Here is a 15957-nt window from a genome sequence, read left to right as displayed (position 1 = left end):
CGGTATGTGACGAGCTTTACCGAATATTTAGCGTTTTCACCCGCATCAGGGATTTCCGTCGGCCAGCCGGTCGGTCATCGCGGCCAGGTCACCGGCACTCATCGCGTGGCCGTAGTGCAGCCCCTGGCCGAACCCGACGCCCATCCGCCGCACCAGGTCGTCCACCTGGCTGGTCTCCACTCCCTCGACCACCACGCTGACGCCGACGGTACGGCTCAGGTCGAGCACCGCCCGGGTGATCGCGCGCGAGCGGGGCTCGGCGATCAGGCTGCTGGTCAGTGCCCGGTCGATCTTCAGGATGTCGGCGGGCAGGCGTTGCAGGTAGCCGAGCGCGGAGTAGCCGGTGCCGAAGTCGTCGATGGCGATGGTCAGGCCGAGTGCGGCCAGCCGGTGCAGTGTCTGGGCGGCCTGGCCCTCCTCGACGAGCACCTGCTCGGTCACCTCGATGACCAGTTGCTCGCGCGGCACCCCGTGGGCGGTCAGCGCCTCCTGCACCACCTGGTGGAACCCGGGCACCCGCAGCTGCACCGGCGACACGTTGCAGTTGATCCGCAGGCCCCGGTCGAACAAGCCTTCTTTCATCGCCCCCGCGAGCGTGGCCTCGAGGATCTGCTCGCCGATGTCGACGACCAGCCCGGTCTGCTCGGCCACGGTGATGAACTCGTCCGGCCCGACCCGGCCGAGCTGCGGGTCGGTCCAGCGGGCCAGCGCCTCGGCACTGGTCACCACGCCGCGGCGGAGGTCGACGATGGGCTGGAACTGCACGCTGATCGAGCCGTCTTCGACGGCGGTGCGCAGCCTTTCCTCCACCCGCAGACGGCGCTGGCGGATGCGGGCCACGGTGGCGTCATACACCTCCACGCGGTTACGGCCGGTGGCCTTGGCCACGCGCAGTGCCGCGCCGGAGGCGGAGAGCGCGCCGAGCGGGTCCACCACGGTCTGCACCCCGGGGACGTCGGTGGCACCGTCGGTCGCGGTGGTTGCGGTGGTCGCGGTGGTCGCGGTGGTCGCGGGGTCAGTGGTTTCGGGGACGTCGGTGGTTTCGTCGGTCCCGTGGGTCCCGTGGGTCCCGTGGGTCCCGTGGGTCTCGGTCGTCTCGGTGGTCTCGGTGCCGGTGTCCGGTGCGGGGACGGCGAGGGGCATCGCGGGCTCGGCTCCGTGCGGCACCTCCTGGCCCGCCGGGTGCTGAGGGACATCAAGGGTGGCCCGGGCATCGACCGCGGCGACCCCGATGCTGGCGGAGACCTCGACCCGGGTCACCCCCTCGACGTCGGCGGCGGACTGCCGGACGGCGGTGACCACCTTCTGGCCCACCCGGGTGCCGATCTCGATGCTGCCGGGCAGGAGCACCGCGAACTCGTCGCCACCGATCCGGCTGACCAGCGCGTTCGACGGCACGGCCGCGGACAGCCGGTGCGCGACGGCGGCCAGCAGCTTGTCGCCGGTGGCGTGGCCGAGCAGGTCGTTGACGTCTTTGAAGCCGTCCAGGTCGACGGTGAGCAGGCACCACGGTTCACCCTGCTGGAGCCGGGCCATGCGGGCCTGGAGCACCCGCCGGTTGGCCAGCCCGGTCAGCGGGTCGGCGGTGGCCTCCTCGTTCAGCCGGCGCAGAAGGGCCGAGCGGATGCGGGTGTTCAGCAGTTCACGGCCGCCGAACACGACCACGGCGATCATCACCAGCACCAGCGCGACCCGGTCCAGGTCGTCGTCGATCAACAGCGCCGCCAGCGAGAACAGCAGCAGCACCAGGCTGGCCGTGGTGGTGATGATGACGCCGCGGGCGTCCGGGTCGGCCGGCGCCCGCAGTTCGTCGGCGGCGGTCTGGCCGCCGGGCTCGTAGGCCAGCAGGCCGTAGGCGATGACCGGCCAGGCCAGGCACCACAGCAGCGCCGCCCACCAGGGCCAGGGGTCGGAGGCCAGCAGCCCGGCGCGCATCGTGACCAGGTCGCCGATCGTGTACAGACCGGCGCCGATCGAGGCGATGAGCAGATGGCGGTCGAGGTCTCGCACGTAGGCGAGGGTGGCGAAGCAGATCACCGTGAGGTCGGCGATCAGGACCATGACGGCCATCACCACACCGGCGTCGAGGTCCTGCCGGGTGAGCACCGTGGCGAAGGCGAAGTGCCAGGCGGGCAGCGCGACCGTGACACCCAGCAGCACCGAGTCCAGGCCCAGGCGCCAGCCCGGGTGCCGGCCGGGCAGGGCCCGCGGCACCTTGAGCAGACCCCACACCCCGAGCGGCGCCGCGAGGAACGCCACCGCGTCGCCGCCGGCCGGGAACCCGCTGTTGGTCAGCGAGTTCACGATCTGCCCGATGCCCCAGAGCACCAGCGCGGCACCGAGGATCTGCCGGTAACGCACCGGCTCGACGGGCAGCGCAGGTGCGACGGACTGCCTGGGCTCGGCAGACGGCGCAGGCCCGGCAGACGGCGCAGGCTCACCGAACCGCGCAGGCTTGGCGAACCGCGCGGTCCTGGCGGAAGTAGCGGTCCTGGCGGACCGCGCTGGACGGCTGCCCCGCCAGGCCAGCAGCGCACCGGCGGCCAGCGCCACCGTTCCGGTGAGGCCGCTGTCGAGCGGTCGGGCTCCCACCCCCTGGGTGACCCCGGCCACGCACAGGGTCGCCGCGCAGGCGACGGCGAGTGCTGCCACCGCCCAGAGCGCGACGTCCCGGTGCGGACGCGACGCGGCGGTCACCGCGTCGCGTCCCATGGCTCAGGCATCCGTGTCCGGGGCGAGCCGCTCGATCACGAGCTCGCGCACCCGGGCCGCGTCGGCCTTTCCGCGCATCTCCTTCATCACGGCGCCGATCAGGGCCCCCGCGGCCTGCACCTTGCCGGCCCGGATCTTGTCGGCGATGCCCGGGTTGGCCTCGATCGCGCGGTCGACGGCCTCGCCCAGCGCGCCGTCGTCGGAAACCACGACCAGGCCGCGCTTCTCGACCACCTGCTCCGGGTCACCCTCGCCGGCCAGCACGCCCTCCAGGGCCTGGCGGGCCAGGGTGTCGGTCAGCTTGCCGCCGTCGACCAGGGCCTGGAGCTGCGCGATCTGCGCCGGGGTGACCGGCATCTCGGCGAGCGGCTTCTCCGCCAGGTTGGCCAGGCGGGCCAGCTCACCGGTCCACCACTTGCGGGCCGCCGCCGGCGAGGCGCCGGCCGCGACCGTGGACTCGACCAGCTCCACCGCACCGGCGTTGTAGAGGTCGCGCATCTCCTTGTCGGAGAAGCCCCACTCACCCTGGAGCCGGCGACGGCGCAGGGCCGGGGGCTCGGGCAGCGTTCCGCGCAGCTCCTCCACCCAGGCCGTGTCCGGTGCGATCGGCACCAGGTCGGGCTCGGGGAAGTAGCGGTAGTCGTCGGCGTCGGACTTCGGCCGGCCGGAGGTGGTGATCCCGGTGTCTTCGTGCCAGTGCCGGGTCTCCTGGGTGATCGTGCCGCCGTCGACGAGAACCGCCGCCTGGCGGGAGATCTCGTACTTCACGGCCCGCTCGACGCTGCGCAGCGAGTTGACGTTCTTGGTCTCGGTGCGGGTGCCCAGCTTGACCGCGTCCTGGTCCTGCGCCCGGATCCGCAGGGAGGCGTTGACGTCGCAGCGCATCGAGCCCTGCTCCATCTTCACGTCGCTGACCTTCAGCGCCTTGAGCAGCTCCCGCAGCGCGGCCACGTAGGCCCTGGCCACCTCGGGAGCGCGCTCGCCGGCGCCGGTGATCGGCTTGGTGACGATCTCGATCAGCGGGATGCCGGCCCGGTTGTAGTCGACCAGCGAGTACTCCGCGCCCTGGATACGGCCGGTGGAGCCACCGATGTGCAGCGACTTGCCGGTGTCCTCCTCCATGTGGGCGCGCTCGATCTGCACCCGGAAGGTCTCACCGTCCTCCAGCTCCACGTCGAGGTAGCCGTCGAAGGCGATCGGCTCGTCGTACTGCGAGGTCTGGAAGTTCTTCGGCATGTCCGGGTAGAAGTAGTTCTTCCGGGCGAACCGGCACCACTGCGCGATCGAGCAGTTCAGCGCCAGGCCGATCCGGATGGCCGACTCCAGGCCGGTGGCGTTCAGCACCGGCAGCGCGCCGGGCAGGCCCAGGCAGACCGGGCACACCTGGGTGTTCGGCTCGGCGCCGAAAACCGTGGAGCAGCCGCAGAACATCTTGGTGTTGGTGTTCAGCTCGACGTGCACCTCGAGCCCGAGCACCGGGTCGAACTTCGCCAGGGCCTCGTCGTAGTCGAGCACCTCGGCGAACTGGCTGAGCGAGGTGGTCACTTGGTCGCCTCCAGAGTTTTCGGAGCCTTGTCGAGGATGCTCCCGCCCCAGCCGTCGTTCAGCAACGACTCCAGAGCGGCACCGACCCGGTAGAGCCGGTCGTCGGCCTGTGCCGGGGCCAGCAGCTGGATGCCGGCGGGCAGCCCGTCCTCGTCGGCCAGGCCGGAGGGCAGCGACATGCCGGGCACACCGGCCAGGTTGGCCGGGATGGTCGCGACGTCTTGCAGGTACATCGACAGCGGGTCGTCGAGCTTGGCTCCGAGCTGGAACGCCGTGGTCGGGCTGGTCGGGCTGACCAGCACGTCGGCCTGCGCGAACGCGGCGGCGAAGTCACGCTGGATCAGCGTGCGCACCTTCTGCGCCGAGCCGTAGTAGGCGTCGTAGTAGCCGGACGAGAGGGCGTAGGTGCCCAGGATGATGCGGCGCTTCACCTCGTCGCCGAAACCGGCGGCGCGGGTGGCGGCCATGACCTGCTCGGCGCTCGGCGCCTCCACGCCCTGCGGGCCGACCCGCAGGCCGTACCGCATGGCATCGAACTTGGCCAGGTTGCTGCTGGCCTCGCTCGGCATGATCAGGTAGTAGGCGGCCAGCGCCGAGGTGAAGCTGGGGCAGGAGACCTCGACGATCTCCGCACCGGCCTTGGTGAGCAGTTCCAGCGACTCGTCGAAGCGGGCCAGCACACCGGCCTGGTAACCGCCGTCGCCACCGTGCAGTTCGCGGATGACGCCGATCTTCAGGCCCGCGATGCCGTTCCTGGCGCCTTCCCGGGCGGCCGCGACCACGTCGGGGTAGCCGTCTTTCAGGCTGGTCGAGTCGAGCGGGTCGTGCCCGGCCATCACCTCGTGCAGCAGGGCCGCGTCGAGCACGGTGCGGGCGCACGGGCCGGCCTGGTCGAGGCTGGAGGCCATGGCGATCAGGCCGTAGCGGGACACCGCGCCGTAGGTGGGCTTCACGCCGACCGTGCCGGTGACGGACGCCGGCTGGCGGATCGAGCCGCCGGTGTCGGTGCCGGTGGCCAGCGGCGCCTCGAAGGCGGCCAGCGCGGCGGCCGAGCCACCGCCGGAACCGCCCGGGATCCGGTTCAGGTCCCACGGGTTACGGGTGGGGCCGTAGGCCGAGTGCTCGGTGGAGGAGCCCATCGCGAACTCGTCCATGTTGGTCTTGCCGAGCAGGACCAACCGGGCCTGGCGCAGGTTCTTCACGACGGTCGCGTCGTAGGGCGGCACCCAGCCCTCGAGCATCTTCGAGCCGGCCGTGGTGGGCTGGCCCTGCGTGGTCATCACGTCTTTCACCGCGATCGGCACGCCGGCCAGGGTGGGCAGCTGCTCGCCGGCGGCCCGCGCGGCGTCCACCGCGGCGGCGTCGGCGAGGGCGCTCTCGGTGGCGGTGTGCAGGAATGCGTGCACGTCGCCGTCGACGGCGGCGATCCGGTCCAGGTGGGCCCGGGCGACCTCGACGGCGGAGACCTCGCCGGAGGCGAGCAGGCCGGAGAGTTCAGCCGCGGTGCGGCGGGTCAGGTCGCTCATCAGTCCTCCTCGAGAATTCGGGGCACGCGGAAACGCTGCTCCTGCTGGGCCGGGGCTCCCGCGAGTGCCTGCTCCGCGGACAGGCCGGGGCGCGGCTCGTCCGGGCGGGTCACGTTGACGAGTGGCATCGGGTGCGACGTGGCGGGCACGTCGTCCCCGGCCACCTCACGGACCTGGGCGACGGCTCCGAGGATGACGTCGAGCTGACCGGCCATCCGGTCCAGCTCGTCGGGACTCATCTCGATCCGGGCCAGTCCGGCGAGGTGGGCCACCTCATCGCGCGAGATGGCGGGCATGAGGGGCATCTCCCTTGCGTTCGATGATCTTGGATTGTTCAGGCGGTTCGACGAGGCAGTCTACGGTCACGATCACCCGTGCCGGGCCCGCGACTCCCGTCCCGGGGTCCGGGCGGTCCAGCCGTTTCATGTCCGTAACCTGGTGGCCCCGATACTTCCGGACAACAGGGGACGGCGAAGAGCCCGGGCCCACCCGCCGCGCATCAGGAGGTGCAGCCGTGTCACAGGACGTGTCACGAGACGTCGACCCCACGAACCCGGCAGGGCCCGACGAGGGCACTCCCGCGCTGGCGCCGTTCAACGCCGTCGCGGTGCGTGACACCGACACCTCGCGGATCGGCCTGCCCGACAACGACTCCGCCACCGCCCGCCACGTGTTCGGCAACCCGGAGGCGGAGGTCTGCATCGTCGAGTTCGGCGACTACGAGTGCCCGTACTGCGCCGGCGCCGCCCCGGTACTGCACGAGGTGGTCGAGGCGTCGGACGGCCGGGTACGGCTGGTGTTCCAGAACTTCCCGCTGTTCGAGACCCACGCCTTCGCCCTGACCGCGGCGCTGGCGGCGGAGTCGGCCGAGGCCACCGGCGGCCCCGAGGTGTTCTGGAAGATGCACCACAAGCTGTTCAAGAACCAGAGCCGGCTGACCGACGCCGACCTGCGCCTGTACGCCGGCTACGTGGGCGCCGACCCGGAGCGCGCCACCGGCGAGGCGGCCCAGGAGTTCGCGCCGCTGGTGCAGGCCGACTACGCGGCGGGCGTCGCCAGCGGGGTGTCCGGCACCCCCACCCTGTTCATCGACGGCGCCGCCTACCAGGGTGTGGTCGACGTGCCGTCCCTGCGCCGGGCGACCAGCGGCCGGCGTTCCGACGGCACGGCCGGCGCGACCGGGATGGCCGGCACGACCGGCGGCTCGGCGGGCGGGCTACGGCGCTTCTTCGGGCGGGGCTGAAACCTCCGCTGGAATGAGCTGCCGGGCCGGTTACCCAGGCGGGGGTGACCGGTCGGGCCGGGCACACCAGGCGGAGGCGAGCCACCGCCCGCCGCGAATACCCCGAGCCCTGGCCTGTTATCAGCGGCCGAACGCCTTCGGGAACTGCGGCGCCGTCCACGGCAGGGGAGGTAGTTCCGGCGGGGCGCTGTCGCCGGCCGGTGAGCACAGCGGCATCCGCTCCCCCATCACCCGCAGCGCCCAGGCCCCGATCACGGCCGCGACCAGCGAACCGACCAGGATGCCGATCTTCGCCTCGTCACGCAGCAGCTGGTCGGTGAAGGCCAGGTCGGTGATGAACAGCGAGATGGTGAAGCCGATGCCGGCCAGCAGCGCCGCCCCGAACAGGTGCCCGTAGCGCACGCCGCCGGGCAGCACGCCCACGCCCGTGCGCAGCGCGGCGATCGAGAACGCGGTGATGCCCAGGCCGTTGCCCAGGATCAGGCCCAGGGCCACACCGATGGTGACGGTGGACGTCGCGGCGGCCTCCAGCGTCTCGGCGCTCAACTCGACCCCGGCGTTGGCCAGGCCGAACGCCGGGATCACGACGAACGCCGACCAGGGGTGCAGCCAGCTCTGGAGCCGCTGGTTGGCCGAGACGGTGGCCGACGCCGCGAGATTCGCGAGCCTCACGCCGTCCGCACTCGGGTTCTCGATCAGGGCGCGGCCGAACACGACGAGTTCCCGGCCGCGGCTGCTCTCCGGTGACGAGGCCGGGATCAGCAGGCCGGCCAGCACCCCGGCCAGCGTGGGGTGCACCCCGCAGGCGTAGGCGGCGAACCACAGCGCCAGGGTGAGCGCGAGGTACGGCTCCAGCCGCCAGACACCGATCCAGCGCAGCGCCAGGAACAGGGCCAGGATCCCGATCATCACGAGCAGCGGCACGATCTGGATGTCGTCGGAGTAGAAGATCGCCATCACCGCGATCGCGCCGATGTCGTCGACCACGGCCAGGGCCAGCAGGAACAGCCGCAGCCGGTCCGGGCAGCGCGGGCCGAACAGGGCCAGCACGCCGAGCACGAACGCGGTGTCGCTCGACATCACGATGCCCCAGCCGTGCATGGCCTCTCCGCCGTCCCCGAACAGCCCGTTGATCGCCAGGTAGATGAGGATGGGCACGCACAGGCCGCCGACCGCCCCGATGGCGGGCACGCTCATGATGCGGCGGTCGCTCAGCTCACCGGCGATCGTCTCGCGGGCCACCTCCAGGCCGACCACCATGAAGAACACCGCCATCGCGGCGTCGTTCACGAAATGGTGCAGGTCGAGCTCGAACACCGCGTCGCCGATGCCCATCCGCACCGGCAGCTCCCACAGGTGGTGGTAGCTCTCGCTCCACGGCGAGTTCACCCAGACCAGCGCGAGCACGCTGGCGGCCAGCAGCACCGCGGCGCTGCCCGCCTCGTTGGCGATGTAGCGGCGCAGCGCCGGCGTCATCGAGGGGGTGACGAACCGCAGGGGAGGTCCCGGTCGCAGAGAGACGGCCATGGCCACATCCTGCATGACCGGTGAGACGGGCCGGTAACGGTGACCCGTCAGATCACGGTGCGTGCGGCCGACCTGCCCGCCGTCCTCCCGCTGAACAGGCAGCCACCGAGGAAGGTGCCCTCCAGGGCGCGGTAGCCGTGCACCCCGCCACCGCCGAACCCGGCGCACTCCCCCGCCGCGTACAGTCCGGGCACCGGCTCGCCGTCCGCGCCGAGCACCCGGGAGTCCAGGTCGGTGTGCAGACCGCCGAGCGTCTTGCGGGTGAGCACGGTGAGCCGCACCGCGATCAGCGGGCCGGCCTTCGGGTCGAGCAGCCGCCGCTCACCGGCCGTGCGCAGCAGCCGGTTCAGGGCGTAGCCCCGCAGGTCGCGGATGGCCAGGATCTGCGCGTCGGTGGACGACGGGTCGACGATCTGCCGGTCCCGTTCCAGCACCGACTTCTCCACCGTGGCCAGGTCGAGCAGCGGTTCGGCGGTGGTCGCGTTCATCGCCTCGACCAGGCCGGGCAGGTCGTCGCGGATCACGAAGTCCACGCCGTTGTCGAGGAACGCCTGCACCGGCCCGGACGGACCGGGGCGCACCCGGGCCAGCAGCTTGCGCAGCGACTTCCCGGTGATGTCGGGGTTCTGCTCGGAACCGCTGAGCGTGAACTCCTTCTCGACGATCTTCTGGTTCAGCACGAACCAGCTGTGGTCGTACCCGGTGCCGCGCAGGTGCTCCAGCGTGCCCAGGGTGTCGGCGCCCGGGTAGAGGTGCGGGGGCAGCCGGTGGCCGCGGGCGTCGACCCACAGCGACGACGGGCCGGGCAGGATGCGGATGCCGTGGCCCGGCCAGATCGCGTCCCAGTTGTGCAGGCCCTCGGTGTAGTGCCACATCCGGTCCGGGTTGACCACCGTGCCGCCGGCCTGCTGGGTGATGCCGATCATCCGGCCGTCCACGTGCGCGGGCACCCCGGTCACCAGAGTGGACGGCGCGGTGCCGAGCCGCTCCGGCCAGGCCTCCCGCACCAGGTCGTGATTGCCGCCGATACCTCCGGAGGTGACGATCACGGCCTGTGCCCCGAAGCTGAACGTGCCCGCCCGGCGGCGGTTGCTCGCCACGCCGCGCGGGCGCCGGTCCTCGTCGAGCAGAGTGCCGCTGACCCCGGTAACTGTGCCGTCCAGCACCGTCAGCTCGTCGACCCGGTGCCGGAAGGCCAGCGTGACCAGGCCTTTCGCCACGGCCTCGCGCACCCTCCGCTCGAACGGCGCGACCACGCCGGGCCCCGTTCCCCAGGTGATGTGGAACCGCGGCACGGTGTTGCCGATACCGCCCGGCCGGCCCTCGCCGCGCTCGGCCCAGCCGACCATCGGGAACCACTTCAGCCCGAGCCCGGCCAGCCAGGGCCGTTTCTCGCCGGCCGCGAAGTCGACGTAGGCCTCCGCCCAGCGCCGTGGCCAGAGGTCTTCGTCGCGGTCGAAACCGGCCGTGTCCTGCCAGTCCTGCCAGGCCAGGTCGTGGGAGTCGGTGATCCCCATCCGCCGCTGCTCCGGAGTGTCCACCAGAAACAGCCCGCCGAACGACCAGAACGCCTGACCGCCGAGGTTCTGCCCGGACTCCTGGTCGAGCAGCAGCACCCGCTTTCCCGCGTCCGCGAGCTCGGCCGTCGCGACCAGCCCGGCCAGTCCTGCCCCCACCACGATGACGTCAGCGTCCATCCGTGAATCCCATCACGCCGGGGCTCTGCCGTCAGTGCCGTCCGGCGATCGTGATCCGCTGTGCAACGCCCACCCGGCCCGCGCCGTCCTCCCCCCGTGACCCCGCCCTCCCCGCAGCACCAGGTCCCGCAGCCCTCCCCGGTCCGGGCCACCGGCTCCGACCCGTACGTGCCCTGGCCGGTGCGGGTGCTGGCCGTGGTGCTCGTGCTGCCGTTCCGGCTGGCCTGGGAGCTGCTCGCGCTGGCCGGCCGGGTGCTCGTGGACTTCGTGCTGGTGCCGCTGGCCCGGCTCTTCGAGATGCTGATCGTGCGGCCGCTGCGGTTTCTCTGGCGCTACCTCGTGGTGCTGCCCCTCGGCTGGGTCTGGAACCGGCTGCTGCGTCCCCTGCTCCGCTTCTTCTGGCGCTACCTTCTGGTGATCCCGCTGACCTGGCTGGCCGACCAGATCTCCCGTGTCGTGCGGTGGTTCGGCCGGATGATCATGGCGGTGCTGCGGGCCACCGCACCGTTCTGGAAGCTGCTCGGCCGGCTCTTCCTGGTGTTCGTGGTCGACCCCCTGGTCTGGCTGCTGCGCTGCCTGCACCGTTACGTGCTGCGGCCCGGCTGGGAGGGCGCCGGCTGGGTGCTGCACCAGCTGTACCGCTGGACCCTGCGCCCTCTGGGCCGGGCCCTCGGTCTGGCTCTGGGCTGGCTCTGGCGGCACACCGTGGTGCCCCTGGCCCGGGCCGCCGCCTGGTTCTGGCGGCACACCGTGGTGGCCGCCGTGCACGCGGCGGGCCGGGTCTGCCGCTGGACCTGGCAGCACACCGTGGCGCCCGTCGGCCGCGCCGTGGCCGCCTCCGGCCGCTGGGTGAACAAGAGCCTGTTGCGCCCGGCCCGCGCGACGGTGCGTGCCGTGCTGGGCCTGCGCCCCTGAACCGGGCTCACGCCTGCTCCGGCGGGGCGGGGGGCGTGACCGCCTCAGGCCCCCGCTCCAGCAGCAACCGGAACCCGGCCTCGTCGAGCACCGGGAGCCCGAGCTGCACCGCCTTGTCGTACTTGGTGCCCGCGCTCTCGCCCGCCACCACGAAATGCGTCTTCTTGGAGACACTTCCGGAGGCCTTGCCGCCGCGCACCAGAATCGCCTCCTTGGCCTCGTCGCGGCTGAAGCCCTCCAGCGAGCCGGTCACCACCACCGTGATCCCCTCCAGCGTGCGCGGCACCGACTCGTCCACCTCGTCGGCCATCCGCACCCCGGCCTCGGCCCAGCGGCGCACCACCTCGGCGTGCCAGTCGACGGCGAACCACTCCTTCACCGCCACCGCGATCACCGCGCCCACCCCGTCGACGGCGGCCAGCTCTTCCTGCGTGGCCTCGCGGATGCGCTGCATCGACCCCAGCGACTGCGCCAGCGCCCGGGCCGCCGTGGGCCCCACGTGCCGGATCGACAGCGCCACGAGAACCCGCCACAGCGGCTGGCTCTTGGCCTTCTCCAGGTTGTCGAGCAGCTTCTGCCCGTTGGCCGACAGCTCGCCGTCTTTACGCGTGTAGAGCGGCACGGTGCGCACCACGTCGGCGGTGAGGTCGAACAGGTCACCCTCGTCTTTCACCGCCCCGGCCTGGAGCAGGGCGATCGCCCCCTCCCAGCCCAGCGCCTCGATGTCGAACGCGCCCCGCCCGGCCACGTGGAACAGCCGCTCCCGCAACTGCGCCGGGCAGGACCGGGCGTTGGGGCAGCGGATGTCTTTCTCGCCCTCCTTCTCGTAGCGCAGCTGGGTGCCGCACTCCGGGCAGTGGGTGGGCATGACGAACTCGCGCTCACTGCCGTCGCGGGCCTCGGCCACCGGCCCGACGATCTCCGGGATCACGTCGCCCGCCTTGCGCAGCACCACCGTGTCGCCGATCAGCACGCCCTTGCGCTTCACCTCGAAAGCGTTGTGCAGCGTGGCCATCCCGACGGTGGACCCGGCCACCAGCACCGGCTGCATCACCCCGTAGGGCGTGACCCGGCCGGTGCGGCCGACGTTGACCCGGATGTCGAGCAGCCGGGTGTTCACCTCTTCCGGCGGGTACTTGAAGGCGATGGCCCAGCGCGGCGCCCGGCTGGTGGCGCCGAGCCGGCGCTGCTGCGCCACGTCGTCGACCTTGACCACCACGCCGTCGATCTCGTGGATCTGGTCGTGCCGGTGCTCGCCGAAGTGCTCGACGAACGCGATCACCTCGTCGATGCCGTCGACCACCCGGTAGGTGGCGGCCGTGGGCAGCCCCCAGGCCCGGAGCAGGTCGTAACCGCCCGACTGCGAGGCGATGTCGAACCCGGCCCGGGCCCCCAGCCCGTGCACCAGCATGTGCAGCGGGCGGGTGGCCGTGACCCGGGCGTCTTTCATGCGCAGCGAGCCGGCCGCGGCGTTGCGCGGGTTCGCGAACGGCGCCCTGCCCTGCTCGACCAGCGTGGCGTTGAGCTCGTCGAAGGCCTCGATCGGGAAGAACACCTCGCCGCGCACCTCGACCCGCTGCGGGAACGGCACCCCCTCGACCGCGGTGAGCGCGTGCGGGATGTCGCGGATGGTGCGGACGTTCGGCGTGACGTCTTCACCGGTGCGGCCGTCGCCCCGGGTGACGCCGCGCACCAGTTTGCCGTTCTCGTAGAGCAGATTGATGGCCAGGCCGTCGATCTTGAGCTCGCACAGGTAGCGCACCGGACCGGCGTCGCGCTCGACCCGGGCCGCCCACTCCCGCAGCTCGTCGAAGCTGAAGGCGTTGTCGAGGCTGAGCATGCGCTCCAGGTGGTCGACCGGCTCGAAGTCGGTGGACCAGGCCCCGCCCACCTGCTGACTGGGCGAGTCGGGCGTGCGCAGGCCGGGATGCTGCTCCTCCAGCGCCTCCAGCTGTTTCATCAGTGCGTCGAACTCGCCGTCGGAGACCGTCGGCGCGTCGCGCACGTAGTAGGCGAACCGGTGCTCACGGATCTGGTCGGCCAGCTCGGCCCACCGATGCCGTGCCTGCTCCGGGATCTCGGCCGGGACGTCCTCGGCAGGGGAACCGCTCATCTCGCTCTCAGCCACGTGTCCCATTCAACCGCGCACCACCGACAGTTTCGCCCGGCCGCGCGGCCGGTCACCGCGGGAACGTGGAACGGCGGTACTCGATCGTCATGCTCCGCCAGTCCGGCTCCGTGCGCTCCACCAGCTCCAGGTCCCCGCTGCCGAACTCCCGCAGCTCGTCGCCGGTCAGCGGCCACGGTCGGCCGTCGCTCTGCACGGCGGCCGCCGCGATCACCAGCACGGTGCCGCCCGGGACCGCCAGGTCGACGATCGACTCCATCACCCCCCGCGCGGAGATGCCCCACATCATCGGCCTGATCAGCTCGAACACCACCACCAGGTCGAACGGGCCATCCGCCGCCGGCAGCCGGGCACCGTCCGCGTCGACCGGAACCAGGTGTGGGCCACCGGTTTCACGTCGCAACCGGGACCCCAGCATGAACTCCTGGGCGGGCAGCCCGAGGGAGGCCAGGTACGGCACGTGCACACCCCACCGGTGCCCGATCACGGCCGCCCGGGCGAACCCGCGCACCGGGTGCGACTCCAGCCACCGCACCAGCATCGGGTCCGGCTCCAGGGACCGGAGTTCCGGCAGAACCCGCTCCGGCCCGGGGATCTCGGGCCTCACCCGGCGGAACCTCACCCGAGCGCCCGGTCGGCCAGGATGCGGGCGGCCTCCTTGGCCACCTTCAGCGCCGAGCGGGCCTGCCGCGGCGACGCCCCGGCCAGCCCGCACGCAGGGGTGACCACCACGTCGGCGGCCGCCTTCGGGTCGAGACCGAGCTTGCGCCAGGGGTTCCAGACCGCGTCGGCCACCGCCTCGGGACGCGAGGCCGCCCCGGTCGGCACCGCCCCCGCCCACAGCGCCGTGCCGTTCTCGGTGGCCTCGGCCACCTGTTCCCAGCGCTGCGCGCCGAGCTGCGACACGTCCAGCGAGAGCGCCGACGCCCCCGCCTTCAGCAGCACGTCCACCGGCGGTTTCGAGGCACAACTGTGAACGACGGTGCGCACGGCCCCGGCCTTCGTCGCGGCCTCCAGGACGGCACCCAGGCCCTCGACCACCACGGACTCCTCGATCGCCCGCAGCCGGCCGAAGCCGCTGGCCGTGGGCAGCGAGCCGGCCAGCACGGCCTGTACCGCGGGCTCGTCCACCTGGAGCACCAGGCGGGCCCCCGGCAACAGCCGGGCCACCTCCTCCAGGTGCCGGGTGACGCCCTCGGCCAGTGAGGCGACCAGGTCACGGCAGGCTCCCGGGTCCACGACCACCCGCTCCAGGCGGGGCAGCCACAGACTGGAGGCCAGCGTCCACGGGCCGGTGACCTGGAGCTTGAGCAGCCCCTGGTAACCGTCACCGGTCTCGGCCAGCACGTCGAGGTCCTGCCGCAGCCAGGAGCGGATGCGCTGGGCGTCGCGGCCGGGGTGGTCGACCAGGCGCCAGCCCGACGGCTGGAGGTCCACCGGCAGCTCGGCCAGCAGCCCCGCGCCCCGGCCGATCATGTCCGAACCCGGGCCGCGGGCGGGCAGTTCCGGCAGGTACGGGATCGCCGGCGGATCGCCGAGCTCGCCGAACGTGACCCGCATGGTGTCCACCACGTCGGTTCCCGGCCACGACCCGATGCCGGTGGTGGCACCGGGGCCGATCACCACCTCCGCCTCGGGCTCGGCGACGGGCAGGTCGGGTGAGAGGTCACTGGGAAGGTGCAGGGAGGAGGACGACACAGCCTGAGCCTACGGCGCGCGGATACCCGGCCAGTAGTGTGACCGGGCGACTACTATCCGCACGGTTATCCGCATGTTCCGGCATGCGAACCAGCTACTGGAGGCGCACGTGGCAATCCGTACCGAGCACTGGCGCGCGGGAACGCCCTGCTGGACCGAGCTCGTGGTCGACGACGCCGAGGAGGCCAAGGCCTTCTACGGCCCGCTGCTCGGCTGGTCGTTCGAGCGCTCCACCTCGGAGCACTCCCTCGTGGTGGCCACGGTGGACGGCGTGGAGGCCGCCGGGATCAGCGAGATCCACGAGGACGTGCTGCGCAGCCCGAGCGAGGAGCTCGGCCGCCCGACCGGCTGGCTGACCTACTTCGCCACCGGGAACCTCGCCGCCGCGGTGGAGGCCGTGCAGGCCAACGACGGCCAGGTACTGCTGCCGCCGCGACCCGCCGGAACCCGTGGTCACCGGGCCGTGGCCTGCGATCCCACCGGCGCGCCGTTCGGCCTGTGGCAGGCGGGCGACGCGATCGGCGCCGCCCACACCCGCGAGGCCGGCGCCTTCGTCTGGTGCGACCTGCGCTCGTCGGAACCGGCCCGGGCCCGGGCCTTCTACGGCAGGGTCTTCGGTCTCACCCACGAACCGCTGCCGCCGGAGGCGGGCGGTGACGGCGATTACCAGACCATCTCGCTGCCCGGCGACCCGTGGCCGCTGGGCGGGATCGGCCCGATGATGGGCGAGACCGACGCATCCCCGTACTGGCTGGTGTATTTCCAGGTGCGCGATCTCGCCCACGCCCAGGAGTTCGTCGAGTCCACCGGCGGGCGCATCGAGCGCCGGGCCTTCGACACCCCGTTCGGCCGGATGGCCGCCGTGCGCGATCCGCGCGGCAGCCGGTTCTGGCTGATGCAGCCGCAGCAGTAGCGCCCGGCCGGTCAGCCGCGGGCGGCGCGGAAAAGGTCGGCGCGGGTGAAAGG

General features: G+C 72.3%; 12 protein-coding genes. 3 read left to right on the top strand and 9 right to left on the bottom strand.

What is annotated here, in order from left to right:
* Positions 1 to 45: 45 nt before the first annotated feature.
* The 4 genes from KIH74_RS12440 to gatC are packed head-to-tail and all read right to left on the bottom strand — an operon-like array spanning position 46 to position 6079.
* Positions 46 to 2712, bottom strand: a complete 2667-nt coding sequence (locus KIH74_RS12440) for a putative bifunctional diguanylate cyclase/phosphodiesterase (RefSeq protein ID WP_214156029.1) — start codon at positions 2710 to 2712, stop codon at positions 46 to 48.
* A gap of 3 nt (positions 2713 to 2715) precedes the next feature.
* Positions 2716 to 4257, bottom strand: a complete 1542-nt coding sequence (gene gatB, locus KIH74_RS12435; RefSeq protein WP_214156028.1) for an Asp-tRNA(Asn)/Glu-tRNA(Gln) amidotransferase subunit GatB — start codon at positions 4255 to 4257, stop codon at positions 2716 to 2718.
* Positions 4254 to 5783 (bottom strand): Asp-tRNA(Asn)/Glu-tRNA(Gln) amidotransferase subunit GatA, encoded by a 1530-nt coding sequence (gatA, locus tag KIH74_RS12430; RefSeq protein WP_214156027.1) that lies wholly within the window; start codon positions 5781 to 5783, stop codon positions 4254 to 4256. The genes gatB and gatA overlap by 4 nt, the downstream gene beginning before the upstream one ends.
* Positions 5783 to 6079 (bottom strand): Asp-tRNA(Asn)/Glu-tRNA(Gln) amidotransferase subunit GatC, encoded by a 297-nt coding sequence (gene gatC / locus KIH74_RS12425; RefSeq protein ID WP_214156026.1) that lies wholly within the window; start codon positions 6077 to 6079, stop codon positions 5783 to 5785. The genes gatA and gatC overlap by 1 nt, the downstream gene beginning before the upstream one ends.
* Positions 6080 to 6297: 218 nt before the next feature.
* On the opposite strand from gatC, the gene KIH74_RS12420 reads away from it, so the two are divergent.
* Entirely contained in the window at positions 6298 to 7026 is a 729-nt protein-coding gene (locus KIH74_RS12420; protein ID WP_214156025.1) for a DsbA family protein, read from the top strand.
* A gap of 120 nt (positions 7027 to 7146) precedes the next feature.
* Here the strand turns inward: KIH74_RS12420 and nhaA are convergent, their stop codons facing one another.
* Positions 7147 to 8553, bottom strand: coding sequence for a Na+/H+ antiporter NhaA (gene nhaA / locus KIH74_RS12415; protein WP_214156024.1), 1407 nt, complete (start codon positions 8551 to 8553; stop codon positions 7147 to 7149).
* 47 nt (positions 8554 to 8600) lie between these two features.
* Complete coding sequence (locus KIH74_RS12410; protein ID WP_214156023.1) at positions 8601 to 10250, bottom strand: FAD-binding dehydrogenase; 1650 nt, start codon at positions 10248 to 10250, stop codon at positions 8601 to 8603.
* 96 nt (positions 10251 to 10346) lie between these two features.
* Here KIH74_RS12410 and KIH74_RS12405 point away from each other — a divergent pair, with 96 nt between their 5' ends.
* The gene (locus KIH74_RS12405) at positions 10347 to 11165 is read left to right on the top strand and encodes a hypothetical protein (RefSeq protein ID WP_214156022.1); all 819 of its coding nucleotides are present in this window, start codon (positions 10347 to 10349) and stop codon (positions 11163 to 11165) included.
* A 7-nt stretch (positions 11166 to 11172) separates the two neighbouring features.
* Here KIH74_RS12405 and ligA read toward each other — a convergent pair whose 3' ends face one another.
* From ligA to KIH74_RS12390, 3 genes are read right to left on the bottom strand one after another with little or no spacing between them, the layout of a single operon-like run.
* Entirely contained in the window at positions 11173 to 13302 is a 2130-nt protein-coding gene (gene ligA, locus KIH74_RS12400; RefSeq protein ID WP_372492041.1) for an NAD-dependent DNA ligase LigA, read from the bottom strand.
* A gap of 43 nt (positions 13303 to 13345) precedes the next feature.
* On the bottom strand, positions 13346 to 13900 hold the full coding sequence (locus KIH74_RS12395) for a class I SAM-dependent methyltransferase (protein WP_214156021.1): 555 nt from the start codon (positions 13898 to 13900) through the stop codon (positions 13346 to 13348).
* An 11-nt stretch (positions 13901 to 13911) separates the two neighbouring features.
* Complete coding sequence (locus tag KIH74_RS12390) at positions 13912 to 14991, bottom strand: uroporphyrinogen decarboxylase/cobalamine-independent methonine synthase family protein (RefSeq protein ID WP_214156020.1); 1080 nt, start codon at positions 14989 to 14991, stop codon at positions 13912 to 13914.
* Positions 14992 to 15064: 73 nt separating this feature from the next.
* Between KIH74_RS12390 and KIH74_RS12385 the strand changes: the two genes are divergently transcribed.
* On the top strand, positions 15065 to 15904 hold the full coding sequence (locus KIH74_RS12385; RefSeq protein WP_214156019.1) for a VOC family protein: 840 nt from the start codon (positions 15065 to 15067) through the stop codon (positions 15902 to 15904).
* Positions 15905 to 15957: the final 53 nt, after the last annotated feature.

The sequence above is a fragment of the Kineosporia corallincola genome, from assembly GCF_018499875.1.
GTDB classification, from domain to species: domain Bacteria; phylum Actinomycetota; class Actinomycetes; order Actinomycetales; family Kineosporiaceae; genus Kineosporia; species Kineosporia corallincola.
Note: the sequence above shows the minus strand (reverse complement) of the source record. Positions and strands in the feature narration are given on the sequence as shown.